26 protein-coding genes and 1 riboswitch are annotated in these 26,109 nt (G+C 33.6%); of the genes, 19 read left to right on the forward strand and 7 right to left on the reverse strand.

What is annotated here, in order from left to right; genetic code table 11:
- Nucleotides 1-513: 513 nt before the first annotated feature.
- The 3 genes from ACE939_RS07590 (at nt 514) to purB (ending at nt 3,203) form a co-directional block, all read left to right on the forward strand.
- The gene (locus tag ACE939_RS07590; RefSeq protein ID WP_378188320.1) at nt 514-1,191 is read left to right on the forward strand and encodes an NAD-dependent deacetylase; all 678 of its coding nucleotides are present in this window, start codon (nt 514-516) and stop codon (nt 1,189-1,191) included.
- Between the two features lie 30 nt (nt 1,192-1,221).
- Entirely contained in the window at nt 1,222-1,761 is a 540-nt protein-coding gene (locus tag ACE939_RS07595) for an adenylosuccinate lyase (protein ID WP_378188323.1), read from the forward strand.
- A gap of 98 nt (nt 1,762-1,859) precedes the next feature.
- Nucleotides 1,860-3,203, forward strand: coding sequence for an adenylosuccinate lyase (gene purB, locus ACE939_RS07600; RefSeq protein WP_378188324.1), 1,344 nt, complete (start codon nt 1,860-1,862; stop codon nt 3,201-3,203).
- Between the two features lie 88 nt (nt 3,204-3,291).
- Here the strand turns inward: purB and ACE939_RS07605 are convergent, their stop codons facing one another.
- Genes ACE939_RS07605 through ACE939_RS07620 form a run of 4 tightly spaced genes read right to left on the reverse strand, consistent with a single transcriptional unit; the run spans nt 3,292 to nt 5,392 of the window.
- The gene (locus tag ACE939_RS07605) at nt 3,292-3,828 is read right to left on the reverse strand and encodes a DUF4252 domain-containing protein (RefSeq protein WP_378188325.1); all 537 of its coding nucleotides are present in this window, start codon (nt 3,826-3,828) and stop codon (nt 3,292-3,294) included.
- A 46-nt stretch (nt 3,829-3,874) separates the two neighbouring features.
- Nucleotides 3,875-4,408, reverse strand: a complete 534-nt coding sequence (locus ACE939_RS07610; RefSeq protein ID WP_378188326.1) for a DUF4252 domain-containing protein — start codon at nt 4,406-4,408, stop codon at nt 3,875-3,877.
- Nucleotides 4,409-4,443: 35 nt separating this feature from the next.
- Complete coding sequence (locus ACE939_RS07615) at nt 4,444-4,896, reverse strand: hypothetical protein (protein WP_378188328.1); 453 nt, start codon at nt 4,894-4,896, stop codon at nt 4,444-4,446.
- Entirely contained in the window at nt 4,883-5,392 is a 510-nt protein-coding gene (locus ACE939_RS07620) for an RNA polymerase sigma factor (protein WP_378188330.1), read from the reverse strand. Before ACE939_RS07620 ends, ACE939_RS07615 begins: the two co-directional genes overlap by 14 nt.
- 122 nt (nt 5,393-5,514) lie before the next feature.
- Between ACE939_RS07620 and ACE939_RS07625 the strand changes: the two genes are divergently transcribed.
- Together ACE939_RS07625 and ACE939_RS07630 are read left to right on the forward strand one after the other, a co-directional pair.
- Nucleotides 5,515-6,903: a S41 family peptidase gene (locus ACE939_RS07625; protein ID WP_378188331.1), complete on the forward strand. Its 1,389-nt coding sequence runs from the start codon at nt 5,515-5,517 to the stop codon at nt 6,901-6,903.
- A gap of 64 nt (nt 6,904-6,967) precedes the next feature.
- Complete coding sequence (locus ACE939_RS07630) at nt 6,968-8,419, forward strand: S41 family peptidase (RefSeq protein WP_378188332.1); 1,452 nt, start codon at nt 6,968-6,970, stop codon at nt 8,417-8,419.
- A gap of 95 nt (nt 8,420-8,514) precedes the next feature.
- Here ACE939_RS07630 and ACE939_RS07635 read toward each other — a convergent pair whose 3' ends face one another.
- Nucleotides 8,515-10,467, reverse strand: coding sequence for a TonB-dependent receptor plug domain-containing protein (locus ACE939_RS07635; RefSeq protein WP_378188333.1), 1,953 nt, complete (start codon nt 10,465-10,467; stop codon nt 8,515-8,517).
- A 75-nt stretch (nt 10,468-10,542) separates the two neighbouring features.
- A riboswitch (cobalamin riboswitch) is annotated at nt 10,543-10,791 on the reverse strand.
- 102 nt (nt 10,792-10,893) lie between these two features.
- Here ACE939_RS07635 and ACE939_RS07640 point away from each other — a divergent pair.
- The 12 genes from ACE939_RS07640 to ACE939_RS07695 all read left to right on the forward strand — a co-directional run bounded on the left by ACE939_RS07640 (nt 10,894) and on the right by ACE939_RS07695 (nt 21,273).
- The gene (locus ACE939_RS07640) at nt 10,894-11,397 is read left to right on the forward strand and encodes a bifunctional adenosylcobinamide kinase/adenosylcobinamide-phosphate guanylyltransferase (RefSeq protein WP_378188334.1); all 504 of its coding nucleotides are present in this window, start codon (nt 10,894-10,896) and stop codon (nt 11,395-11,397) included.
- A gap of 23 nt (nt 11,398-11,420) precedes the next feature.
- Nucleotides 11,421-12,458, forward strand: coding sequence for a nicotinate-nucleotide--dimethylbenzimidazole phosphoribosyltransferase (gene cobT / locus ACE939_RS07645; protein WP_378188335.1), 1,038 nt, complete (start codon nt 11,421-11,423; stop codon nt 12,456-12,458).
- A 4-nt stretch (nt 12,459-12,462) separates the two neighbouring features.
- Entirely contained in the window at nt 12,463-13,224 is a 762-nt protein-coding gene (locus ACE939_RS07650; protein ID WP_378188336.1) for an adenosylcobinamide-GDP ribazoletransferase, read from the forward strand.
- Nucleotides 13,209-13,739, forward strand: a complete 531-nt coding sequence (gene cobC / locus ACE939_RS07655; RefSeq protein ID WP_378188337.1) for an alpha-ribazole phosphatase — start codon at nt 13,209-13,211, stop codon at nt 13,737-13,739. Before ACE939_RS07650 ends, cobC begins: the two co-directional genes overlap by 16 nt.
- Before the next feature lie 375 nt (nt 13,740-14,114).
- On the forward strand, nt 14,115-15,269 hold the full coding sequence (locus ACE939_RS07660) for an ABC transporter substrate-binding protein (RefSeq protein ID WP_378188339.1): 1,155 nt from the start codon (nt 14,115-14,117) through the stop codon (nt 15,267-15,269).
- The gene (locus ACE939_RS07665) at nt 15,270-16,301 is read left to right on the forward strand and encodes a FecCD family ABC transporter permease (protein ID WP_378188340.1); all 1,032 of its coding nucleotides are present in this window, start codon (nt 15,270-15,272) and stop codon (nt 16,299-16,301) included. It abuts the gene before it with no gap.
- A gap of 24 nt (nt 16,302-16,325) precedes the next feature.
- Nucleotides 16,326-17,120, forward strand: coding sequence for an ABC transporter ATP-binding protein (locus tag ACE939_RS07670; protein WP_378188341.1), 795 nt, complete (start codon nt 16,326-16,328; stop codon nt 17,118-17,120).
- An 89-nt stretch (nt 17,121-17,209) separates the two neighbouring features.
- Nucleotides 17,210-18,607, forward strand: coding sequence for a DNA recombination protein RmuC (gene rmuC / locus ACE939_RS07675; protein WP_378188342.1), 1,398 nt, complete (start codon nt 17,210-17,212; stop codon nt 18,605-18,607).
- Nucleotides 18,608-18,645: 38 nt separating this feature from the next.
- Nucleotides 18,646-19,806 carry a serine hydrolase domain-containing protein gene (locus tag ACE939_RS07680; RefSeq protein ID WP_378188343.1) on the forward strand — a complete coding sequence of 387 codons (1,161 nt, stop codon included), beginning with the start codon at nt 18,646-18,648 and terminating at the stop codon, nt 19,804-19,806.
- A gap of 87 nt (nt 19,807-19,893) precedes the next feature.
- Nucleotides 19,894-20,253: a 6-phosphogluconate dehydrogenase gene (locus ACE939_RS07685; protein WP_378188344.1), complete on the forward strand. Its 360-nt coding sequence runs from the start codon at nt 19,894-19,896 to the stop codon at nt 20,251-20,253.
- A gap of 30 nt (nt 20,254-20,283) precedes the next feature.
- A complete protein-coding gene (locus ACE939_RS07690; protein WP_378188346.1) occupies nt 20,284-20,823 on the forward strand; it encodes an acyl-CoA thioesterase in 540 nt (179 codons plus the stop codon).
- A gap of 57 nt (nt 20,824-20,880) precedes the next feature.
- Nucleotides 20,881-21,273, forward strand: a complete 393-nt coding sequence (locus tag ACE939_RS07695; RefSeq protein ID WP_378188347.1) for a hypothetical protein — start codon at nt 20,881-20,883, stop codon at nt 21,271-21,273.
- 78 nt (nt 21,274-21,351) lie between these two features.
- Here ACE939_RS07695 and carB read toward each other — a convergent pair whose 3' ends face one another.
- Nucleotides 21,352-24,204: a carbamoyl-phosphate synthase large subunit gene (carB, locus tag ACE939_RS07700; RefSeq protein WP_378188349.1), complete on the reverse strand. Its 2,853-nt coding sequence runs from the start codon at nt 24,202-24,204 to the stop codon at nt 21,352-21,354.
- A 100-nt stretch (nt 24,205-24,304) separates the two neighbouring features.
- Nucleotides 24,305-24,463 carry a 50S ribosomal protein L34 gene (gene rpmH, locus ACE939_RS07705; protein WP_073314535.1) on the reverse strand — a complete coding sequence of 53 codons (159 nt, stop codon included), beginning with the start codon at nt 24,461-24,463 and terminating at the stop codon, nt 24,305-24,307.
- 173 nt (nt 24,464-24,636) lie between these two features.
- Here rpmH and ACE939_RS07710 point away from each other — a divergent pair, with 173 nt between their 5' ends.
- Nucleotides 24,637-25,152 carry a DUF2892 domain-containing protein gene (locus tag ACE939_RS07710; protein ID WP_378188350.1) on the forward strand — a complete coding sequence of 172 codons (516 nt, stop codon included), beginning with the start codon at nt 24,637-24,639 and terminating at the stop codon, nt 25,150-25,152.
- 157 nt (nt 25,153-25,309) lie between these two features.
- On the forward strand, nt 25,310-26,101 hold the full coding sequence (locus ACE939_RS07715; protein ID WP_378188352.1) for a TlpA family protein disulfide reductase: 792 nt from the start codon (nt 25,310-25,312) through the stop codon (nt 26,099-26,101).
- Nucleotides 26,102-26,109: the final 8 nt, after the last annotated feature.

Genomic DNA, 26,109 nt, shown 5'->3' on the forward strand with positions numbered 1-26,109 from the left:
TCTTACAAATTATAAGAGAGCAATTCCTATAGTTCAAAATTTCCCCGAATAATAATCTTAAGGAAACATATGGCAAATATATTATATTATACGCACTTACATTATTGTGTAATATTTTACCTACATTAAAGATTTAATTAATTAAGGTTCTAGGTTGATGCATATGTAGTATGACTCAATTAGCTTAATCATCAAACTATTGATTTACAGATCATTACTTAAATCCTCTAATATTACTGGTAAAGTAATATTATTATCATTGTTAGAGATACGAAATCAATTATTTTTAAGGCAACATAACTGCTTGCAATATAAAACTTTACTTAAGAAATAGTTTGAGGTTAAACCGCATAAAAAATACGCCTATAAATCAGACAATTCTTTGTTAAAATGTAGTTAACATAGTTTTGAAAAATAATCTCATAGGTAATAAGCATAAGGAAACGGTTATTATGCCATGACAAAATAAAATTCATTTTTGAAAATTTCATATCTTTACTTATCTAGTAGTGTATGAAAAATATAGTTGTTTTATCGGGTGCGGGCATGAGCGCAGAGAGCGGAATCAATACTTTTAGAGATAGTAATGGTCTCTGGGAAGGACATGACATTATGGAAGTAGCATCACCTATTGGATGGAAAAACAACCCTCAACATGTTTTAGATTTCTATAACCAAAGACGTAAACAATTACTCTTGGTTGAACCAAATGCTGCACATAGAGCCTTAGTTTCACTGGAAGATAAATTTAATGTTTCGATACTAACTCAAAATGTAGATGATCTTCATGAACGCGCAGGGAGTTCTAATGTACTTCATTTGCATGGTGAATTGCTTAAAGTACGTAGCCAATTTGACGAAAATTTAATACTAGATTGGAAAAATGATTTAATTATTGGCGACTTATGTGAACATCAATCGCAATTACGACCTCATATTGTTTGGTTTGGAGAGGATGTTCCTTTATTTGATCAGGCTATAAGTATCATCAAAAAAGCAGATTTAATTTTTATAATTGGTACTTCTATGCAAGTATATCCTGCGGCAAGCTTACTTAATTATGCTACTACGCAAGAAATATTTTATATAGATCCCAATCCACAAATCAATGCTGTTAAAAACATAAAAATTATACAAGAAAAAGCTACTACTGGCGTAGTTACTTTGGTTACCTCGTTATTAAATCAGTAAAAGCAGTTCGTAATAAAATAAGTTGTATTGATGGATTTATTTACTGAATTAAACATTTTAGACCACTCCAAAGAAAAACGAAAAGCCTTCTGTCAACTACTAAACAACAAATGTATCTCTGTTCAAGAAATTTTGTATTTTGCAAAGCAAGTAGATAATCCTTTATCAAATAAAGCTTTTTGGGGGCTTGAGTTTATTTGTAGAGATTCACTTATAAATCTGCTACCTCACATAGATGAATTTATTTCAATTTTACCCAAAGTTCATTTTAATGCAGGTGTAAGACCTGCCGCCAAAATTTGTGAACATCTTATTGTTGAGCATTACAAGCATGAGAAACACGTTGAACTATCTCTTAAAATTCGTGAAGCTATAGTTACAGTTTGCTTCGATTGGCTAATTACTGATCAAAAAGTAGCACCCAAAGCGTATAGTATGACCTGTCTTTATTATTTAGGGCAAGAATTTAAATGGATTTATCCAGATTTGAAGGTGTTGTTACAACAAGATTATATAGCACAAACCGCTGCATACAGAGCTCGAGCAAGACATATACTTTCAAAAATATAACACTCTATACCATTACGTTTTCATTGAACTAAAATTATTATCTACCCATATAATCTTTTATCTTTGCCTTTTTCAAAAAAAATAACAACACAACAACTATGTCACTATCAGCATTAAAAGCTATATCACCCATCGATGGTCGTTATGCTTCCAAAACGAAAGCTCTAAACGCTTATTTTAGCGAAGAAGCATTGATAAAATACCGAGTTTTGGTAGAAATAGAATATTTTATAGCCTTGTGTGAACTACCGCTACCACAATTACAATCTTTGGACAAAAATTTATATCCAAAACTAAGAGAAGTTTACAGTAGCTTTACTACCGATGATGCTTTGGCTATAAAAGAAATAGAAAAAGTAACGAATCATGATGTTAAAGCTGTAGAATATTTCATTAAAGATAAATTTGATCAGTTACATCTTCAAGAATATAAAGAGTTTATTCATTTTGGTCTTACTTCACAAGATATCAATAATACAGCAATACCACTAAGCATTAAAGAGGTCATGAATTCGGTTTATATACCGCAATTTATGGATTTACTTGAGGCTTTAAAAAAATTAGTTATTGATTGGAAAGATATTCCGATGTTAGCTAGAACTCATGGTCAACCCGCCTCTCCTACTCGCTTAGGAAAAGAATTTCAAGTGTATGTTACACGGCTTGAAGCGCAATTCGATTTGTTAAAAGATATCCCGAGTGCTGCAAAATTTGGTGGTGCAACGGGGAATTTCAACGCACATAACGTCGCCTACCCTGCTATAGATTGGAAAGAATTCGGAACTAATTTTGTACAAGAATCACTAGGATTACACCATTCCTTTCCTACCACTCAAATAGAACATTATGATCATGTGGCAGCATTATTTGATGGTTTAAAGCGCATTAATACCATAATTCTAGATTTAGATCGAGATATATGGACCTATGTATCCATGGATTATTTTAAACAAAAAATAAAGAAAGGTGAAGTAGGTTCTTCGGCAATGCCGCACAAGGTCAATCCTATTGACTTTGAAAACAGTGAAGGTAATATCGGCATAGCGAATGCACTCTTTGAGCATTTATCATCCAAATTACCTGTTAGTAGATTACAACGTGATCTTACTGATAGTACTGTTTTACGTAATATAGGAGTTCCATTTGGACATACCTTAATTGCTTTTCAGGCGACTCTTAAAGGTTTAAGTAAATTACTTCTTAATGAAGAGAAGTTCGCCAAGGATCTTGAAGCTAATTGGGCTGTAGTTGCCGAGGCTATTCAAACTATTTTAAGAAGAGAGGGATATCCTAATCCTTATGAAGCATTAAAAGGTTTGACACGAACAAATGAGGTAATCAACCAAGAATCTATGCATAGTTTTATTGATACCCTTGATGTCTCTTCTGATATTAAAAACGAATTAAAACAAATTACTCCCTCTAACTATACGGGAATTTAAAAACTTTAATAAGCTTATATTTACAAAAAAATGCGGGACTAGCCAGTCCCGCATTTTTTTGTAAATACGTTTTAAAACCCAATTAAAATTAATTCAAAAATTTGGAAAAGTTACTCAACCCCTTCAAATCTATGTCACTCTTTTCAAAAGATTTCACCAATTTTGCGATTTTTTCTGGTTTGATGTTATTTCCCAGAATGCGAACTAGGGCAAGACCCTTGCGTTGATCATTAGCAAATACAACTACCTCATCAATAACATCGTCCTTACCAACATATTTCAATTCTACGGTTGCACCATTAGATCCAAAACGCATTAGCGATTGATAATCCTTGGATTGCAAAATACTTTGAATCGTCTTTTTTTCAGAATTATATTTTTTTTCGTTCGTTGCTTTGTAAGGCAAGGCTAAAACATTCATTTTTTTTATACTATTTAGGGTTTCTTGTCCCTCTGCATCTAGCTCCAAGTCCTTGGATTTAAGTAAACTTAAAGGTATGTCAATGCCTATAAAGTCTGAATCTTCTTGATGATCTACAAAATAAGTTTGTAGTGATGGTGAATTTTGGCATCCAAATAAGAGCACTGCTACCATCACTCCAAATACCGTTTTCAAAATTTTCATTTTCTTATTGTTTATTGATTCGGAAGAGAGTTCAGAAAAATCTAAATTAATTTTTCTTCTCCACATTTTTTAGTTCTTTTCCTCCTGGAATATTTAAATCATCGGCTAATTTGGAGACTTGTCTCAAATCAATATTTCCCGTTATTGTAAGTATTACAGTTCCCGTACCGTCTTTTTCTTTTCCACCTTCCAAAAACATAAATAATTCGCTTACATAATTTTCATTTTTACCTGGTTTTGAGTAAAACTTGATATTTTTTCCCTCACTATTTACTCGCATCAATTCATCCAAAGTTGCTGTTTTAAGATATGCAGTAACATCTGTCTTCATCTTCTTCCCAATTGTTTCGTTATCAGTCGCAAAAACCTTAATATTATTGATGTTCTCAACCAAGTTTATGTATTGTTGAGTTTCTTGATCACTACTTTCAAAATCTATCTTACTTAATAGTTTAAACATTTTACTTGTCATAACCATCGAGGAAACCTCTTTCATATTCTCGTACTTATCAAAATTGCTCTGGGCTACTGCTACGGATGAAATCATAACAATCATTGTTACTAGGGCTAACTTTCTCATATTCTAATATTTAATTTAAAACTTATTTTTATTTATTACTTTAAAAATTTCTCTTTGGTACTTCTAATTTCATTAAGGTATTCTAAATCACTAGTTCCCTCATTCATATATTTTGAAACTAATTGAAGTACCTCTTTTGTTTTTTGCAATGCTATCTCTGGGTCATCATATGTACCTAAATCATCATTTTTGGGTGATACTGGTGTGAACATAAAGACACCTAGTATAATAGCGATGGTCGCTGCTATCGCCAGACCTGTATATCGTATCTGCAAAGGTTTTACCTCGTTTTTACCCGAAGAAGATGTTTTTGTAATTGGCGCATCATTTTGAGCTTCTTTAAAATAAGCAAACATTACTTGGTAGGACTTCAATTCTGATGCCACATTGTCACCAGAAAAATAATTGCGCAGCATTGTTTCTTCTTCAACCGTTGATTTTCCCTCAAAATAAGAAGCTAATATATCTTTCACTTTATACAATTCCATAGTTTTGCTTTTTAATTAGTTCCTCTCTTAAAGCTTTTCTTCCACGTGACAAAGCAACTCTTACAGAGTTTTCATTCATTGTTAGCATCGCAGCAACTTCTGCGGTATTAAATTGTTCAATATCTCTCAACTGTATTACTAATTTTTGTTGTTCTGGCAAACTGTCAATAATTTTATGAACCCATTCCATACTATTTTTTGCTTCAATCTCTTGTTGCAGTGACGCTTGTCTATCTGTATAATTTGAGTGTTCAATCTTAACAGTTCCCGATGCTTTTGCTTTAAGCTTATCGTAACAATAATTCTTTGTCATAGTAATAGCTAATGCTTCTGGACTCTTGTAATTTGATATGGTTTTTTTTCGTTTCCATAGTTTTAGTAAAACTTCTTGAAGTGCATCTTCTGCCTCTTCATTACTTATCAACAAACGTTTTGCTATACGATAAAGTTTATCGCTAAAACTATTTGTTAATTTTAAAAACACTTCTTCTTTCATGATGGCTGGTAACTATAAAGTTGTTAGCTTTATAAATGGGAGACGACTAACTATCTAAATTATTACAATCTTTTTTAAAATAATAATAAACGCTACATTTAAGGAATTAAATTACCCTATTCATGAAAGTGTTAAAATCTATACTAATGCTTAGTACTTTATTTGTACTGTGTCAAGCATGTTTTAAGGATCAAGATGATATAATTAAAGATGCCTCGGTTGTAAGTATCAATGATTTTATATGGAAAGGAATGAATACCTTTTATCTCTATAAATCAGAAATTCCTGAATTAGCTAATTCTTTTTTTACATCTAACGATGATTACAGCAGTTATTTAGAAAAATTTGCTACTCCCGAGCTTTTTTTTGAATCACTTCGCGCTCCTCAAGATGAGTTTAGCTTTCTGGTGGATGACTACATAAGTCTTGAACAAGCGTTTGATGGCATTACACTTAACCATGGAATGGAATTTGGCTTGACATTTTATCCTGATAGTGATATAGATGTTTTTGGATATGTTCGATATATTTTACCTGGTACAGATGCCGAAAGAAAAGGATTAAAACGTGGTGATATTTTTTATTCAATTAATGACACACAATTAACATTGGATAATTATAGAGAACTCATAGGATTAGATTCGTACACAATTGGAATGGCATCTTTTGACGGAACCTCTATCACACCAAATGGCACTTCGATAAGTCTAACTAAAACTCAATACACCGAAAATCCTGTACATATAACTAAAACCCTTGACCTTAACGGGGTCAAAGTTGGATATATCCTATATAATGGATTTACTGGAGATTTTGATACACAACTCAATGACGCTTTTGGTTTATTAAAGGCCGAAGGAGTTACAGAGTTAGTACTAGATGTACGTTATAATGGTGGTGGATCTGTCACCAGCGCAATTGATTTGTCGAGTATGATTACAGGTCAGTTTGAAGGTCAGGTATTTACAACCGAAGAATGGAACGAAGATAGACAAGAAAATTTTGGTAGTACTAATCTTTTTGATAAGTCAATAAGAACAGGAGCTTTAATAAACTCTTTGAATCTTTCTAAAGTTTATATTTTAACAACACGAAGCTCGGCATCGGCTAGTGAATTGATAATCAACGGACTTAATCCTTATATAGATGTACGCACCGTTGGGACTAACACACGTGGTAAATTTCAGGCTTCTATCACTTTATACGATTCAGAGAATTTTGGAAGACAAGGCGCAAATCCTAACCACACGTATGCAATACAACCCTTGGTTCTAAAATCGGTAAACGCTGTAGGATTTACTGATTATTTTGAAGGATTTGCTCCTGATATCGAAATTGCAGAGGATTACACCAATCTAGGCATTCTTGGTGATCCTAATGAACGATTACTCAAAGCTGCTCTAAATGATATACAAGGTTTAAAAATATCTTATTCAAATTCAACTTTGGAAACTATCGGAGAGAGTAAAATGATCTCTCCAGCATACCAAAGAATGTACAAAGACTACTAACTCTAAAAACGAGATTTTTACATACTTAAATTATTATTGTATTTTAACCCCATAAATAACGTAAATGAGACAATTAAAATATATTCTATCGGGTTTAACTATCTTATTAATTGTAGCTTGCTCGACTGATGATGACTCCATTAACAATCCTGATCAAGAATTAGATCAATTTATTTGGAATGGTATGAATCAAGCATACTTGTATAAAGCAGATGTTCCTGAATTAGCAAATGACAAATTTTCTAATACCTCAGAACTTAATAAATTTCTAGCTACCTTTCCCTCGCCCGAAGAATTGTATAGTAACTTGCAATCCGAACAAGATCGCTTTAGCTTTATAACCGATAACTATATAGAGCTTGAGCAAGCATTTAGTGGAGTTTCAAAAAGTAACGGAATGGATTTTTCTTTAGCTCTTGTAAAAAAAGGATCTAATGATGTTATTGGATTTGTACGCTATGTGCTCCCTGGAACTGATGCTGAAGCTAAAGGTATTGTAAGAGGAGATATATTTAATCGAATTAATGGAGAGAAACTTACGCGATCTACAGATTTTAATAGCTTACTTAATTTAAACACATATACTATAGGTTTGGCTACCATAACGAGTGATGGTACGATTGTTACTAGCGGTGAAGAAGTGAGTTTAACACAAACAGAATATACCGAGAATCCTATTTTTATTAACAAAGTAATCGAATATCAAGGGCAAAGAGTAGGCTATATTATGTACAATAGCTTTGTAAGTAATTTTGATGAACAACTTAATACGGCTTTTGGTGAATTAAAAGCCCAAGGTATTAATGACCTAATACTCGATCTACGTTATAATGGTGGTGGATCTGTTCAAACAGCAATTGATCTATCAGCAATGATAACAGGGCAGTTTACTGGAGAGATATTTTCGAAAGAAATTTGGAATAACGAATTGCAAAATGCTTTTAATAATGAAGATCCCGAGCAATTACTTAATCGTTTTAGAGATACAATACGCACTGGGGCGCAAATTAATTCTTTAAACTTATCCAAAGTATATATACTAACTACAGATCGAAGCGCATCGGCTAGTGAATTAGTAATCAATGGATTAGATCCTTATATTGAAACTATTAAAATTGGCGACACTACTACTGGTAAATTTCAAGCATCGATCACCCTTTATGATTCCAACAATTTTGGAAGATCAGGAGCTAGTACGGCTCATACTTATGCTATTCAACCACTAGTATTAAAATCAGCTAATAAGCTCGGTAAAACTGATTTTATAAACGGTTTGGTTCCCAATGTAAACTTTCAAGAAACCATATCCGATTTAGGTGTACTGGGTGAAGCCACGGAACCCTTTTTGAACGCTGCGCTCGAATATGTAGTAAACCGTATTATTCCTGCAGACCCCAATGCGAAAAACAAAAAAAGTTTTTTTCAAGAAATGAAAGTACTGGGAGAAAGCAAAATGTACAACCCTACATATCAGCGTATGTATATCGATCCTAATAAAATAGACTTAATACGATAAATTAATAACTTACATTAGATCATAAAAAAGATGCTGGCTTACATGCATGTAAGCCAGCATCTTTTTTATGTAAAGCGTTTGAACAGTTGGTTTATCTAGAAATTCAGACTAAAACCAATTTTAGCATTTCTACCACGCGTGCTGTATCCAAACGATTCTTGAAAATCTTCATTAGTAATATTAGAAACACTTGCAAATATATTCATATTGCTTAACAGTTTATGATTGATGTAAAAGTCAAGCAATCCAAAACTATCTAAGGTAACCTCCTGGACTTCGAAGGTAGTTGCGTTAAAAAAACTGTCTTCCCGATCATCATTAAATCGGTATGATAGAGAAGTGAAGGTTTTATCATTCACTTGATATCCCGTAGATACATTAAACATCATTTCTGGTATTCGGATTTGTGACAAATCCTCATCTACCTTAGTGTACGTAAAATTACCCGAAAGTTGTAATTTATCATTAAGCACTTTAGTTCCTATTTCAACCTCTATTCCCGAAGTGTTAAAATCCTCTTCAACATTTTGATATTGGAATACAAAATCTCCAAGATCCACGAAATCGACAAAATTTTGCTCTTCTCTTCTAAAATATACTGCACTAATTCTTGTCTTTTTATTTAGAGAAAGTTCTACTCCTCCTTCTATGGTAATGTTCTCTTCTGGATTTAAGTCTAAATTGCCATATATTGGAGCATATAACTGATAAAGAGAGGGTGTTATATAAGCGCTACTATAAGAAGCTAAACCTTTTAAATAGTTATCTCCAAATTCATATGTGTATGATGGATTCAAGGAATAAACCAAATGAGTACCATATTCACTGTGGATATTTAATCGAACTCCGGCATTTACATTCAATCCAAACTTTGACGTATAAACTACATTTAAGTAAGGATCTACAATATCAAAATCAGCTTCATCATTGTCGATGGCAAGCTCTAAAGGTGAATTTCGATTACTTGCACTATACTCCTTATAATCACTATACGCTCCATTCACACCTATGACGGTATAAAAACTTTTTTTGAAAGTATATTTACTGTAAGCATCAAAAGTATATAATCTACTTTGAACGTCACTTACATAAAAATCAGAAGTATATTTTTTTTCTGTCAAAGCATAGCTATCCACAAAGGTAAAACTTAGATCATTGGAGGCATACTCCCATTGACTACCAATGCGTTTTTGTTTGCTGTTAGATGAATTATTTCCATCTGCACCGGCACCTTTATCATAAGTATTTTCAAAGTTATCCAAGGTACCATACAAATGAAACCTGAAACGATCATTAACTTTATAACCGGCTTTTGTATATACGTTATACTTATTAAAAAAGTCCTTTTCAAACGTATCTGAAGAGTCATCAAATGGCTCTGCTTCGGATAATCCTCCAGAGTATTGATTACCAAAACTGGCGAGATAATAGAACTTACCCAAAGTTCCATTCACAGATGCCGCATTAGTAAATTCCTTAATATCGTAATCTTGTTCTTCTTGTGATTGGTTGGATCCAATGCTAGATTCAAAATTGGCAGATATTCTATCTTTACTTTCCTTTTTTAAAGTAATATTAATAACTGCTGTGGCTGCCCCTGATCCATAAAGTGTACTCGACGATCCTTTTAAAATTTCGATACTCTCTATTTGATTAACAGATAATAATCTTAAATCAAAAGCTCCACTGCTGTTAGAAGGATCGGTAACGGTTACACCATCTACACGCACCACTACTTGTCGATTACCTCCGCCCCTAACATTAGTGGTAATAACTGCTCCTGCCGCATTATTCGAACCATTCATATAGATTCCTGCAACTCGATTTAGAACCGTTGCCACAGATTGTCCCTGGCTTCTCTTTAATTCTTGGGCTGTAATTTTAGTAATTATCTTACCGCTTTGTTCTCTCTTTAAATCAAATTTTGAATCTGAGATTACAACCTCTTCTAATTCGTTAATAGGTTGTTGTGATGTTGTTTCCTGACTGGTAATTAGTTGAGCCGCCCATATACAAAGTGCGGTCCCAAGCATAGTTTTTTTGTTCATTACTATAAAAACTTAGTTTATTAAAACCGGAAAAAAGTATGTAGTCTCCCCATACCCAAACCTTTATCCCGAAAGTTTGATACTTTTGATCATGGCAGGTCTCCTGGCTTGCGTCTTACTGTCTACCTTCCCGCTTTAATGATGATGATAATCCTCATCTAAAACAGTGGTTATGCAGATGTGACAGTAAATACTATCTCAAAAATGAGAATAGCTAAGCTTACAGTTGCGGGAACAGCTCAGGATTTCTCTTCACTAAAATTGCTTAAGTCACCTGATTCCCTTTTAATCTTCAGCATAAATACTATATGCTTTCGAACCAAAATTCGCTGCGAAAGTAAAACTATTTATCCAAAAAACAAGAGCTGTTTCTTTTATAAATTGATAATACTATTACCTTAGCCCTTTAAAATTGTTCAAAACAAAATGATGTATTATATAACAGGTGGAGAACGATCAGGGAAAAGTAGCTATGCACAACGTTTAGCTCTATCACTCCACCCTAATCCATACTATTTGGCTACGTCTCGTATTTGGGATGCACAGCATCAAGATCGTGTCAATCGACATATTGCAGATAGAGATCAAAGATGGACTTCTATCGAAGAAGAAAAACATTTATCAACAGTGATTATTCCAGAGACTACGGTTGTTATCGATTGTGTAACACTATGGCTTACTAATTTTTTTGTGGATACTGATAATGATATCGAACAAGCATTGCAACTAGCAAAAGATGAGTTTGATAAATTACTTACTATTAATGCAACTATTATTATTATATCCAACGAAATTGGAATGGGAGTTCATGCTACTACTCAGGTTGGTAGAAAATTCACCGAATTACAGGGATGGATGAATCAGTATATTGCCAAACATGCTGATCAAGCAACCTTAATGATATCGGGTATCCCTGTCAAAATTAAATAACATTCGTAAAATCATTTATACCAATGACATTCTCTATCAAAACCAATCAAAACGCTGAACTGAGTAAAAAAATAAATGATAAAATTGATGGAAAAACAAAACCAATCGGTGCCTTGGGTATGTTAGAAAAAGTAGCGTACCAATTAGCCATGATCCAACAGTCTGAACGACCAATATTAACAAAACCACACATCTTGGTTTTTGCAGGAGATCACGGTATTGCAACACAAAATGAGGTAAACAATTATCCACAAGAAGTCACCTCGCAAATGGTTCTTAATTTTCTTAATGGTGGCGCCGCCATCAACATATTTTGTAAGCAACATGATATTGCATTAAAAATTATCGACGCGGGCGTAAACTTTAATTTTGATAACCATCCTAGGTTAATTGATTTAAAAATTAATTACGGAACACAAAATTATCAAGTTAGTCCAGCAATGACTGTACACGAATGCCAAGAAGCAATAAAAAAAGGGGCTAATCTAGTTACAGAAGTTCACAAACAGGGCACCAACATTATTGGGTTTGGAGAAATGGGAATTGGTAACACCTCATCAGCTGCTTTGTTGATGTCTTACATAACTAAACTCCCAATTAAAGAATGTGTAGGAGCAGGTACAGGGCTCTCTTTCGATAATGTGGTTAAAAAACAAAACATATTAAACAACGTCTTTCTAAAACATTCTCCTAAGAATCCTATTGAGGCGCTTGCGATTTTTGGTGGTTTTGAAATTGCCATGATAACAGGTGCTATTTTGAGAGCTGCAGAATTACAAATGACAATTCTTATCGATGGTTTTATTGTTACGTCTGCTCTTTTAATTGCTCAGGCACTACACACAAACGTTGTTGATTACTGTATATTCTCCCATATCTCTGAAGAACAAGGACATAAAAAGATGCTTCACTATTTAAATCAATCACCTATCCTTTCTTTGCATTTGAGGTTGGGCGAAGGAACTGGATGTGCGTTGGCCTATCCCCTATTAGTGTCTGCAATAAATTTTTTGAATTCGATGGCTAGTTTTGAAGAAGCTAGCGTAACCTCTGTAAAATAATTGCATGAAAACTCAGATACATATATTTCTTACAGCGGTTATGTTTTTTACACGGATTCCGTGTCCAAAATGGGTTGAGCATCATCCGGACTATTTACGAAAAAGTTCACGTTATTTCTCGCTAGTAGGAATACTCGTCGGAGCGATAGGAGCCATCATATTTTATGGTATGTCTTTTTTGTTTTCTAAAGAAATCGCCTTACTCTTATCCATGTTTGCTACCATCTATGCTACCGGTGCTTTTCATGAAGATGGTTTCGCCGATGTTTGTGATGGTTTTGGCGGAGGCTGGACAAAAGAGAAAATCTTAGTAATAATGAAGGATTCTCGATTAGGAACTTACGGCACGATTGGCTTAACTTGTATGCTAGCCATTAAGTTTAGTGCACTACGAGAATTTCCTGTTAACCAAATTCCTTTATTTATAATCTCGGGACATAGTTTAAGCCGTTTTATAGCGACTACACTAATCTTTACTCATCCTTATGTACGCGATACCCATGACAGTAAATCTAAGCCTGCCGCAAAAAGCATATCTTGGAAAATGCTTTGTGTCAGTGCTATTTTTGGAGTAATTCCGTTATTTTTCTTTCATTCATTTTGGGTCTTTTTTACATTGATTCCAATGTATACTTCAAAAATGTTTTTGGCTGCTAAATTTAACAAGTGGATTGGAGGACAAACAGGTGATTGTGCAGGTGCGGTGCAACAAATTAGTGAAGTGATATACTATTTAACAATGCTCATCCTATGGAAATTTATCTAATACGACACACAACACCTGCTATCGATAAAGGTATTTGCTATGGTCAAACAGATTTGGATCTCACAAACTCTTTTACAATTGAAGCAAAAAAAGTTTTATCACAGTTACCATTAACCGAGTCATTCGCACTGTATACTAGCCCGTTGAAACGTTGTAAAAAGTTAGCCAAAAAAATAAAATCTGATGCGATAACAGATGCGCGTCTTATGGAATTAAACTTTGGTAAATGGGAAAATAAAAAATGGGATGAAATTGCCAAAGAAGAACTGAATCCCTGGATGCAAGATTTTGTAAATGTTAAAGTACCAAATGGTGAGTCCTATATCGATCTTTCAAAGCGTGTTCACGCTTTTTTTGATGATTTATCTGTTTTGTCTCATAACAAAGTTTTTATAGTTACGCATGCAGGCCCCATGCGAGCCTTTCTTGCCTCTATCCAAAACATACCTCTCAAAAACTCTTTTTCAATAAAAATTAATTATGGTGATATTATTACCATTCAACTTCCAAATTAAGACAATGCAAAAATATAGCTATATATAAGATATTTTCACCCAATAAGTAGTGATTAGTTATGGTCAACTATTTTTTTTAATTACTTAATATTAATGAATTATATGTCTTGTTTTACTAGTTGACACACATAAGTGAATTACATCATAAATACAACGAAGCGTCACTACCTAGTAATTTTTGAAGTATCAATACGATCAATATCTTAAATAAAGCGGTATATTAAACTCTTGTTTTTTAACTACTCTAATAATCAATGATAAGAACTAGATCAAACTTTATACTTCATGTTATTTCACTTAAATGATATAGTAATTTTTCAAAAAAAGACAAATTAACACCTTTTACTATACATTTTATCTAAAAATGTTCGAAGTTTGGGACGTAAATTAACTGTGATGAAATTTTATATAAGTGTATTCCTTTTAATTATTTTTTCATGCAAAGAAAAAAATAGTACAGTCTTTCTTGAGCAAGCTAATCATGAAAATCATCAGGCGGTGTCCTATGCAACTGGGTTTAAGATCAGCAAGCATAATGGATTCAAGGTGGTTAAAATAAATAATCCATGGCCTGATGCAAAACATGAATTCACTTATATTCTATATACTCAAGATGATAAAAAACCGAAGAACTATCCAAATGCTACATTTATTAAAGTTCCTATTCAAGATATCATTGTCACCTCAACTACCGATATTCCTATTCTAGAACTTTTAGAAAAAGAAAGTACATTAGTGGGGTTTCCTAATACCAACTATATTTCATCAGAACGTACACGATCTTTAGTAGAGACAGATAATATAATAGAATTAGGTAGTGAACGTTCAATAAATACAGAATTGGTTTTAGAACTTGATCCAGATGTAGTTGTAGGGTTCTCATCTTCGGGAAATACAAAAGCTTATGATTTGATTCAAAAAACCGGTATACCCGTTGTAATGAATGGGTCCTGGATGGAAAAACATCCTTTAGGTCGTGCCGAATGGATTAAATTTATAGCCGCATTTTATGAAGAAGACGAAAAAGCTAATCTTATTTTTGAAAGAATAGAAAAAGCATATAAAGATGCGGTGAGAATTGCAACTAATGTAGAAACATCACCCACAATACTAGCAGGAAATATGTTTAAAGATACGTGGCATGTACCTGGAGGTAAAAGTTATATTGCAAAATTATTTAGTGATGCTAACACAAAGTATTTGTGGAATGACCATACAACTAGTGGAAGTATTGCCTTAAATTTTGAAAGTGTTTTAGAACGAGGGCAAAATGCTGATTTTTGGATAGGATCTGGAAATTCGGAAACTTTTAGTGAACTTTACAAAGAGAACAACCGATATCAACTTTTTGATGCGTTCAAAAATAAAAAAGTATATTCTGCAACCTTAAAAACTGGCAAAACTGGTGGTATGATGTATTACGAACTTGGGCCAATGCGTCCAGATTTAATTTTAAAAGATATTATTAAAATTGCACATCCACAGTTGCTACCAACGTATGAACTTTACTTTTTTAAAAATTTACTATAATTGAGCCCTAATCAATCATATCATAAGGTTTTTATAGGCATCCTATTGCTATTACTAGTATGTTTTATAACAAACATAAGCCTAGGGTCTGTTTTTATACCTTGGAGTGATACTTTGGGTAGCTTGATAGGCGCTACAGTTGAAAAAGAATCTTGGCGTCATATTATAATCGAATACCGATTACCAAAAGCCCTTACTGCCATGCTAGTAGGAAGTGGTTTAGGTGTTTCAGGATTATTGATGCAAACGCTTTTTCGTAATCCTTTAGCTGGACCTTTTGTACTAGGTATCAGCTCTGGAGCTAGTTTAGGTGTCGCATTATTACTTTTGGGAGGATCAGTTGCTGGATCTACAATCTCATTACTTTTAGTTTCAAAATGGAGTTTGGTTGTAGCCGCAAGCTTAGGAAGCATTTTAGTTCTTATAATTGTCATGATTGTATCGATACGAGTACGGGATACTATGGCTATTCTAATTATTGGTTTGATGTTTGGTAGTATCACCACTGCGATCGTAAGTGTTCTTTCTTATTTTGCTCCTGCAGAACAGCTTCAGCAATTTATCTTTTGGGGATTTGGCAGCTTAGGTAACCTCACTTGGAACGATTTATTAATTATGTCTGTAATTATTTTAATAGGTCTTCTCTTAGCTTTTGCAACAATAAAACCTTTAAATACACTTCTTTTGGGTGAAAACTATGCAAAAAGTTTAGGTTTAAGTATCAAAAAAAGTCGTATTTTGATTGTTATAGCGACTAGCTTATTGGCTGGAAGTATTACAGCATTTGCAGGACCCATTGCATTTATCGGACTAGCGGTACCTCATTTAACTAGGCAATTATTTCATACTTCGGATCATAAAATATTGCTACCCGCTGTAATTTTGTTTGGTAGTATTATTATGTTAGTATGTGATACCTTTGCTCAAGTTCCTTCAAGTGATCTAACACTTCCTATAAATGCCATTACCTCTCTTATCGGTGCACCCGTAATAATTTGGTTATTGGTACGAAAAAGAAAAATGTTATTTTAATGTCGTAAAAACTATATACTAAATTTGGATATCGAAAGTCAACATAGTGTACTAACAACCGAGGATTTATCTATTGGTTACTATTATAAGAAATCTCTTGAAGTAGTGGCGGCCAATATCAATTTGAGATTATTTAAGGGAGAGCTTGTAGGATTAGTTGGTGCTAACGGTATTGGTAAATCTACCCTCTTACGCACTTTATCCAAAGTACAAACACCACTTCATGGTAAAGTTTTTTTGGATGATAAAGATTTGAAAAATTATAAATCATTAGAATTAGCTTCAAAACTGAGCGTAGTACTTACCGAAACTATTGCCTCAAAAAATCTAACCGTACAAGAGCTTGTAGCACTTGGTAGACAGCCATATACAAATTGGGTCGGAAAGCTCTCTACTACAGATATATCAATAGTACAACAAGCAATAGAAGTAACTCAAATTAAAGAACTTGTTCATAAACGTTGTTACGAGTTAAGCGATGGACAATTACAAAAAGTACTCATTGCTAGAGCTATCGCTCAAGATACTCCTTTCATAATTTTGGATGAACCCACCACTCATCTTGATGTATACCACAAGGCCTATATCATGAAACTTTTGAAGCGACTTGCCTTTGAAACCCAAAAAACTATTTTATTTTCTACACACGAGATCGATTTTGCCATTCAATTATGCGACAAAATGATAGTAATGAATCGTGAAGGATTCGAATTTGGCCGTCCCAAAGAATTAATTCAATGTCGTGCATTTGCTTCTCTTTTTCCTGAAGATTTAATACTTTTTGATGCTGAAACCAGAACCTATAAGATTCGTCATTAGCTTACTCCAAATATCAGTTGTCAAATTTATCAAAGCTATAGAGAGTGACAGCGTCTAAATTTTTATCTTTGACTAAAGAAAAACTATAGATGTCAGAATACCTTCCAATTATTATCGCGCTTGCAGGATTTCTTATTGCTATCGCTATCGGTTTTTTTATCGGAAAACATATTGCCAAATTACAAACCAAAAGTGAACAAAGTACACTCGAAGAACGTATAATACAACTAAACTCGCTCCTCGAAGAACAAAAAAAGAATGAACTTTTACAAAAAGAATACTTGTTAGCACAACACTCAGAATATAAAATAGCAGTAGACAAGCAATTAACTACGCTACAGCAAGAAAGAGAAGAGATAAGAAGAGAAAAAGAATTCTTAAATACAGAACTTACCCGACGTACTACCGAATTCGAAAACTTGCAACTTAAAAATAGAGAACAAAAGGAAGAGGTCGGAAAATTACAAGAACGCTTCACCAAAGAATTTGAAAATCTAGCCAACAAAATTTTGGATGAGAAATCCAGCAAATTTACAGAACAAAATAAAGAAAACATTAAAAACATCTTAAATCCACTTCAGGAAAAAATTTTAACTTTTGAAAAAAAAGTGGACCAAACACACAAAGAAAGTATTGATTACCATGCTGCTTTAAGACAACAAATCATCGGGCTCAAAGATTTAAATGAGCAAATGAGCAAAGAAGCTACTAACTTGACCAAAGCCCTCAAAGGAGATAGTAAAATGCAAGGTAATTGGGGAGAACTAGTACTCGAGCGGGTGCTTGAGAAATCAGGATTAGAAAAAGATAGAGAATATTTTGTACAACAAAGCTTTACAACGGCAGAGGGACAACGGGTCCTGCCAGATGTTGTAATCCACCTACCAGATAATAAGAAAATGGTAGTAGATTCAAAAGTAAGTCTTACAGCATACGAGCGTTTTGCCAATGAAGAAGATGATATTCTTAGAGAAAAATATCTAAAAGAACATGTAACATCACTTAAGCGCCATGTAGATCAGCTGTCTGCTAAGCAATACCAAGATTTATATGACATAGAATCTCCCGATTTTGTACTCCTTTTTGTACCTATAGAACCTGCATTTGCTATTGCAATAAATCAAGACAATAGCTTATACAATCAAGCGTTTGAAAAAAATATTGTGATCGTTACTCCTGCTACATTATTAGCAACCTTACGAACGATTGATACTATGTGGAATAATGAAAAACAACAACGTAATGCTATCGAAATTGCGCGACAAGCCGGTGCTCTCTATGATAAGTTTGAAGGTTTAGTAAAAGATTTAACAGGTGTGGGCAAGAAAATCGATGATGCCAAAAAAGACTACTCGTCTGCGATGAATAAATTAGTCGAGGGTCGCGGAAACATAATTACGAGCGTAGAAAAACTAAAAAAAATGGGCGCAAAAGCTAAAAAATCTTTACCCGAATCTATAATTAAACGTGCTCTGGATAAAGAATAAAGTTGCAATAAACCTATAGAATAATTTCTATTTTAAAAATGAAATATCTCGTTAAGACCTGTATTATAGCACCACTATTATTTACGATTAGTGCCCTTTCCATACAATCTCAAGAACTATATTTTCCAGAAAAATTTTCATGGACAGAACGTACTCCCGAAACTTTCTCTATTAATCCTTCATTACTCAATCAAGCAATAGATTATGCAAAACAAAATGAGTACAGTGGATCAAGAGACTTACGCCAAGCTATTTTAAAAGGTTTTGAAAACGAACCCTATCATACAATTCTAGGACCCACAAAAAAAAGAGGAGCACCAGCGGGTATGATATTACAGGATGGTTTTATTGTAGCCAGATGGGGCGATATAAAACGAGTTGACATGGCATTTAGTGTAACCAAAAGCTTTCTATCAACCATCGCAGGATTAGCCTATAAAGAGCGATTACTTCAATCTTTTGATGATTTGGTAAGCACATATGTTTGGGATGAAACGTTTGAAGGAGTGCATAATAAAAAAATAACTTGGCGTCATTTGCTTACTCAATCTTCTGACTGGTCAGGTCAATTATGGGGCGGTTTTGACTGGGCCGATCGACCCCCAAAAAACGGAGAAATAGAGGATTGGAAATCGAGAACATTACAAACACCAGGCTCAGTATTCGAATACAATGATGTTCGTGTTAATGTTTTAGCCTATAGCCTTCTTCAAGTTTGGCGTAGACCATTACCACAAATACTCAAAGAAAAAATCATGGATCCCATTGATGCGTCTACAACTTGGCGTTGGTACGGATATGACAATTCGTTTGTAACAGTAGATGGCGTGCAAATGCAATCTGTTAGCGGTGGTGGACACTCTGGTGGCGGAATGTTCATTAACACCTTGGATCTAGCACGCTTTGGCCTGTTATTTCTTGCAAATGGTAAATGGAATGATAAACAATTGTTGCCAGAGGATTGGATTGACCAACTATCAACTCCATCATTAGCTAACGCAAATTATGGATATATGTGGTGGCTCAATAAAAAAGGAGCTCGCCAATGGAAAAATCTACCAGATCATCTATTTTATGCAGCTGGTTTTGGAGGTAACTTTATCGTTGTCGATAAACAAAAAAAACTTGTCATCATAACACGTTGGTTAGAGCCAAAAAAAATTGAAACTTTTTTAGAGAAAGTGTATAATGCATTATAGAAACTATAGCTTTTATAAATAATTGAATTACTTTTATAATCTAAATAACGTTTTGACGTTTTAAAAAAATAATTTATACCTGTTTTTGTGAAAAAAATTCTCGGAATACTCATCTTATGTATTATTGCAGTTTTTGCAGCATGGTACTCCTTCGTATATTTTGCTAATTTTAGTGAGGGTACACGAAGTGGCGAATTAATAAAATTTAGCAATAAAGGCTTACTCTTTAAAACTTGGGAAGGAGAAATTAGTCAAGGTATTTCTGGTGCACAAATTTTCAGTTTTTCAGTTGAAGACAAGAATGAACAGGTAATTTCAGATTTAGAGACACTGCAAGGTAGGTATGTTAAATTGACCTATATAGAACGCTTTGGAACATTTTCATGGTTGGGAGATACCAAATACTTTGTGACAAAAGTTACCGAAGAAGAATCGCCACATTTTTGAAATCGATAATATTTTTTAAAGTTTTGATTCATGAAGTTTAAACATGCCAACGATTCTCGAGTAACCATATCCGAATTAATGCTGCCTTCACACTCAAATTTTAGCGGCAAAATTCATGGAGGATATATCTTATCATTGATGGATCAAATTGCTTTTGCCTGTGCCTCTAAGCATTCTGAAACTTATTGTGTAACAGCAAGTGTTGATAAGGTGAATTTTTTAAAACCTATAGAGGTGGGTGAATTGGTTACTATGAAAGCTTCTGTAAATCATGTTGGAAAAACATCCATGGTAGTTGGAGTTCGCGTAGAGGCCGAGAATATAAGAACGGGTAAAAAAAAGCATTGTAATTCTAGTTACTTTACGATGGTTGCAAAAGATTCTAAAGGAAAAAGCGTGGCTGTACCTGGCTTAATTTTAAAGGATAAAACCAGTGTTCGTAGATTTGTAAGAAGTATTTCTAGAAAAGAAGAAGCACAATTACGTTTCAATCGTTTTAAAGAATCAGAATTTATTGTAGAAGAGCATCTTGACACTCTCAAGGAATATTCTGTAAAGGTAATGTTGTAGTTTTAATCTCCTATTACTAATATTTTCATATATTCGAATTCCTACAAATTTAAAACTATGAAAAATATCGTATTCTACTTAAATATTTTCTTTATTACTATAACTATTAGTAGCTGTAGTAGCTCGGATTCTGATGATGTTGAAAGTGTAGATCCCCCTACGAATAGCGAAAATCCTATTCCGTCAAAAAAAACTACCTATGCTGGTGACATCAAGGCTATTTTTGAATCTAAATGCTTACAGTGTCATAACAATCCTCCTACTCAAGGAGCTCCGATGGCGCTGAGTACTTATCCCGAAGTTATGGCAGCGATTAATAATGGACGCAATGTTATTGGCCGTATAAATACTACCTCAACCCGCAGTGTAATGCCTCCTTCGGGTCGTTTGCCCCAAGAGACTGTAACCATAGTTTTGGATTGGGAATCCGATGGCTTTTTAGAAAATTAAAATATGAATTGATTATATAATGAAAACAGCGCATACTAGAATATTAGCATGCGCTGTTTTATTTATACTATTACTGTTTTATTTACTTAGATACATCTTGCGTCTAGCATATAGATCATAAAATTGATCATCTTTAAGGTCATCTATAAAAAGAATACTCTCCCCAGTACTTTTCATCTCAGGACCAAGTTGTTTATTCACGTTAGGAAACTTATTAAATGAAAACACAGGTTGTTTGATAGCAAAACCTTCTAACTGAGGATTAAAATCAAAATCTGTAACCTTTTTGTCTCCCAACATTACTTTTGTTGCATAATTTACATACGGTTCTCCATACGCTTTTGCTATAAAAGGTACTGTTCTAGAAGCTCTTGGGTTTGCTTCTATAATATATACTGTATCATTTTTGATCGCAAATTGAATGTTTATAAGACCAACTGTATTTAGAGCTAAAGCTATTTTATGAGTGTGATCCTTTATTTGTTGCATTACAAACTCACCCAAATTGAACGGTGGTAAGGTAGCATTTGAATCTCCAGAGTGAATACCGCAAGGTTCGATATGCTCCATAATACCAATAATGTAAACATTTTCTCCATCGCAAATTGCATCGGCTTCTGCCTCGATAGCTCCATCAAGATAATGATCTAATAGTAGTTTATTATCTGGCATTTTTCTCAACAAATCTACCACATGCTCTTCGAGTTCTTTTTTATTGATTACAATTTTCATTCCTTGTCCACCTAATACATAAGAGGGTCTAACTAATATAGGAAAGTCAAGTTTATCTGCAACCGCTAGGGCTTCGTCTGCAGTGCTTGCAATGTCAAACTCTGGGTATGGTATATTGTTTTCTTTAAGTAGTGTAGAGAAGCTTCCTCTATCTTCGGCTAGATCTAAAGATTTATAACTAGTACCAATAATCTTAATTCCGTAACGATCTAATTTCTCTGCAAGTTTAAGCGCTGTCTGTCCTCCCAACTGTACAATAACACCTTCGGGCTTTTCATGACGAATGATGTCATAAATATGTTCCCAAAAAACAGGCTCAAAGTATAATTTATCGGCAACATCAAAATCTGTAGAAACCGTTTCTGGATTACAATTAATCATGATAGTTTCATAACCACACTCTGCAGCAGCCAATACTCCGTGAACACAACAATAATCGAATTCTATTCCCTGCCCAATTCTATTAGGTCCTGATCCAAGAACTATAATCTTTTTCTTATCTGATACTTTACTTTCGTTAGACACATAAATAGTACCTTCTGGTGTCTGGACTTCGGCCTCAAAAGTTGAATAATAATAAGGTGTTTGCGCTTTAAATTCTGCCGCACAGGTATCTACCAATTTAAACACACGATTAATTCCTAATTCTTCTCTTTTATTATAAATTTCACTTTCATAACAACGCATCATATGTGCAATTTGTCTATCTGCGAAACCTTTTTGTTTTGCCTCGAGTAATAAATCTTTGGTAATAGAATTAATAGTAAATGTGCTAATTTCTTTTTCTAAATGGTAGAGTTCTTCGTATTGCTTCAAGAACCACATATCAATTCTAGTAATTTCGTGAATTCTACTTAAGGGAATTCCCATTTGTATGGCATCATAAATCACAAATACCCGATCCCAACTTGCATGGGTTAATTTATCGATGATTTGATCATAATTTTTATAGCCTTTTCCATCTGCTCCCAAACCATTTCTTTTTATCTCCAAAGACTGGGTAGCTTTATGCAATGCTTCTTGAAAGGATCTACCAATCCCCATAACCTCACCAACAGATTTCATTTGTAATCCTAATGTGCGGTCAGAACCTTCAAATTTATCAAAATTCCATCTAGGTATTTTTACAATAACATAATCTAACGTTGGCTCAAATAAGGCAGAAGTTGATTTCGTAATTTGATTATCTAACTCATCTAACGTATAGCCAATTGCCAATTTTGAAGCTATCTTTGCAATAGGATAACCTGTTGCTTTAGAAGCTAATGCAGATGATCTAGAAACTCTAGGGTTAATCTCAATAGCAATAATATCTTCTTTATCGTCTGGACTAACTGCAAACTGCACATTGCATCCTCCTGCAAAATCACCTATGCTACGCATCATATGAATTGCCATATCCCTCATTCTCTGAAATGTGCGATCGCTCAAAGTCATTGCAGGTGCAACTGTAATAGAATCTCCTGTGTGAATCCCCATAGGATCCATATTCTCTATCGTACAAATAATGACTACATTATTATTATTATCACGTAATAATTCTAACTCATATTCTTTCCAACCTATTAAAGCTTTATCAATCATTACCTCATGGATCGGAGATATTTCTAATCCTCGAGTTAATAATTCATCAAAATCTTCTTCTTTATAAACAATAGAAGCTCCCGCTCCACCTAATGTATAGGATGCTCGAATAACTAATGGAAATCCAAATTCTTGTGCTATTTCCTTTCCTTTCAAATAAGAGTTAGCCGTAGCCTGTGGAGCCATTGGGATACCTATTTTAAGCATCAACTCTCTAAATTGCTCGCGATCTTCGGTTATATTTATGGCGTTGATATCCACACCAATAATTTCTACGTCAAAATCTTTCCAGATTCCCTTTTCATCTGCTTCGATACAAAGATTTAATGCTGTTTGCCCTCCCATGGTTGGCAAAACAGCATCAATTTGTGGATGTTCTTTTAAAATCTGTATAATCGACTTGGTTGATAAAGGCTTAAGATATACATGATCTGCCATCGAAGGATCCGTCATGATTGTTGCTGGATTAGAATTGATCAAAATTGTTTCAATTCCGTCTTCTCTTAGGGAACGTAAGGCTTGAGTTCCTGAATAATCGAATTCACACGCTTGCCCAATAACAATTGGACCAGACCCTATGATTAGTATACTTTTTAAATTATTGTTCTTTGGCATGTACTAAAAATTGCAGTTGAATAAATTTATCGATTAGGTATAAAAAAAGGCGTTACCTATAAAGTAACACCTTTTAATATGTTTGATACACTAAAAATCATTAGTGCTTATGTCTTAACTCAGATGATACAGACAGCTTCTTTCTTCCTTTAGCTCGTCTACGAGCTAATACTTTTCTTCCATTGACACTGGCCATACGCTCTCTAAAACCGTGTTTGTTTTTTCTTTTTCTCTTCGATGGTTGAAACGTTCTTTTCATTTGCTATCTATCTTTATAAATCTTCGTGAAATATCTATTTACGTTATGCTTTGGCTATGTCCCCAAAACTGCGGGCAAATATACAAAGAGTTTTTGCTTTCACAAACCTAAATATCAAAATATTTATATTTGTTTTTCTTACCTTTGCCGCTATTAAAAAATCACACATTTTTATGTACAACAAAAATATAAAATTATTTATAGCTGCTCTTATCATAGGGCTAGGTATTTGGCAAATTATTGAAGGCTCTATTGGGAATGGTATTATGTTGATCTTGCTATCTTCAATATTCATTTTTTTATATTTTAAAAATGAGTTTATACTTCTCGCATTTCTAAAATTAAGGAAACAAGATTTTGATGGCGCTAAAGCTTGGCTTGATAAAATTAAACATCCAGAATCTGCATTAACGACCAAGCAACATGGATATTACAATTACTTATTGGGTATTATGTTATCTCAAACAAACATCTCACAAGCAGAAAAATATCTCAAAAAAGCCATCAAATTAGGATTATCAATGGACCAAGATCTAGCGGTAGCCAAATTAAATTTAGCAGGGATCGCGATGACCAAACGTCGTAAAAGAGAAGCACAAATTTTACTTAACCAAGCAAAAAAGTTGGATAAACATAGCATGCTGAAAGATCAAATTACAATGATGAAGCAGCAAATGAAAAAAATTTAGGCATACTAATTGTTTGTATATTTACGTTATTACTACTTGATACAACGTTTATTTTAAATAAAAATACGGTTTTACCGTAATTATATCGAGTTTTTTCACTAATTTTTAAGTTTATATGGCAGCTTTATAGTACATTAGCATCCGTAATCTATTAACAATGAAGAACGTATTACTCCTTAGTATTGTATTTTTTGGGTATTTAAGTAATTATGCTCAAGAGGAACGAAGAGTTCCATTTTCTACAGCAATCTCTGCTCATATTGTAAAATACAATCAAAAGATTAATGTTGCCTATGAAGAGCAAGACTTAGAACGCGCGACTTTTTTATTTGATTCTCTGGTAAATTTTCATCTTGTAGGTACCTATTTGGATAATTTTAATGTTAATCCTATTAAGGGAGACCCTATTTATTTTGAAGAATATGAAAAGCCAATTTTTCTAATTACTTACGCTACATGGTGTGTTCCTGGAGCTGGAGAAATTCCTGCATTAAATGATCTTGCTGATCGCTTTCATGATCAGATTGATTTTATAATGCTATTCTGGGATAATGTTGAAGATCTTAAAGATATTGAAGCAGATTATAGTGAAAACATTCATTTAGTTTATATAGACGAAAGAGCTAATCAAAACGGTGCTATTATAAATAAATTGAAACATTCTTTAGGTTTTCCTATGATGTATTTTATGAATTCAGAAAAAAAGATGTTAGATATACGAAAGATCGTTACACACCACTCAAGTGAAACATTAAGTAATTCATATAACATTCATTTTGATTCTTTATCCAAAGGAGTTTCTCTTTTAATGGCTGACTTGGACAAAAATTCTGAGAATCTTTCTACTGAGAAATCTAATGAGGACAATGATATTTATGAGGATGAAGATTATACAACTCCCGAGGATGATAATTATGAAGAAAATGAGGATGAAGATGGAAATAAATAAAAAGTAAC

The organism is Aquimarina rhodophyticola (assembly GCF_042434915.1).
Classification (GTDB): domain Bacteria; phylum Bacteroidota; class Bacteroidia; order Flavobacteriales; family Flavobacteriaceae; genus Aquimarina.

Coding starts and splice junctions, on each gene's coding strand:
- cobC (WP_378188337.1), top strand. CDS start 13,209: ATGGAAATTTATCTAATACGACACACAACACCTGCTATCGATAAAGGT.
- rmuC (WP_378188342.1), top strand. CDS start 17,210: ATGTCAGAATACCTTCCAATTATTATCGCGCTTGCAGGATTTCTTATT.
- ACE939_RS07620 (WP_378188330.1), bottom strand. CDS start 5,392: ATGAAAGAAGAAGTGTTTTTAAAATTAACAAATAGTTTTAGCGATAAA.
- ACE939_RS07650 (WP_378188336.1), top strand. CDS start 12,463: ATGAAAACTCAGATACATATATTTCTTACAGCGGTTATGTTTTTTACA.
- ACE939_RS07615 (WP_378188328.1), bottom strand. CDS start 4,896: ATGGAATTGTATAAAGTGAAAGATATATTAGCTTCTTATTTTGAGGGA.
- ACE939_RS07630 (WP_378188332.1), top strand. CDS start 6,968: ATGAGACAATTAAAATATATTCTATCGGGTTTAACTATCTTATTAATT.
- ACE939_RS07610 (WP_378188326.1), bottom strand. CDS start 4,408: ATGAGAAAGTTAGCCCTAGTAACAATGATTGTTATGATTTCATCCGTA.
- ACE939_RS07640 (WP_378188334.1), top strand. CDS start 10,894: ATGATGTATTATATAACAGGTGGAGAACGATCAGGGAAAAGTAGCTAT.
- rpmH (WP_073314535.1), bottom strand. CDS start 24,463: ATGAAAAGAACGTTTCAACCATCGAAGAGAAAAAGAAAAAACAAACAC.
- ACE939_RS07710 (WP_378188350.1), top strand. CDS start 24,637: ATGTACAACAAAAATATAAAATTATTTATAGCTGCTCTTATCATAGGG.
- ACE939_RS07605 (WP_378188325.1), bottom strand. CDS start 3,828: ATGAAAATTTTGAAAACGGTATTTGGAGTGATGGTAGCAGTGCTCTTA.
- ACE939_RS07695 (WP_378188347.1), top strand. CDS start 20,881: ATGAAAAATATCGTATTCTACTTAAATATTTTCTTTATTACTATAACT.
- purB (WP_378188324.1), top strand. CDS start 1,860: ATGTCACTATCAGCATTAAAAGCTATATCACCCATCGATGGTCGTTAT.
- ACE939_RS07715 (WP_378188352.1), top strand. CDS start 25,310: ATGAAGAACGTATTACTCCTTAGTATTGTATTTTTTGGGTATTTAAGT.
- ACE939_RS07590 (WP_378188320.1), top strand. CDS start 514: ATGAAAAATATAGTTGTTTTATCGGGTGCGGGCATGAGCGCAGAGAGC.
- ACE939_RS07680 (WP_378188343.1), top strand. CDS start 18,646: ATGAAATATCTCGTTAAGACCTGTATTATAGCACCACTATTATTTACG.
- ACE939_RS07625 (WP_378188331.1), top strand. CDS start 5,515: ATGAAAGTGTTAAAATCTATACTAATGCTTAGTACTTTATTTGTACTG.
- cobT (WP_378188335.1), top strand. CDS start 11,421: ATGACATTCTCTATCAAAACCAATCAAAACGCTGAACTGAGTAAAAAA.
- ACE939_RS07690 (WP_378188346.1), top strand. CDS start 20,284: ATGAAGTTTAAACATGCCAACGATTCTCGAGTAACCATATCCGAATTA.
- carB (WP_378188349.1), bottom strand. CDS start 24,204: ATGCCAAAGAACAATAATTTAAAAAGTATACTAATCATAGGGTCTGGT.
- ACE939_RS07635 (WP_378188333.1), bottom strand. CDS start 10,467: ATGAACAAAAAAACTATGCTTGGGACCGCACTTTGTATATGGGCGGCT.
- ACE939_RS07595 (WP_378188323.1), top strand. CDS start 1,222: ATGGATTTATTTACTGAATTAAACATTTTAGACCACTCCAAAGAAAAA.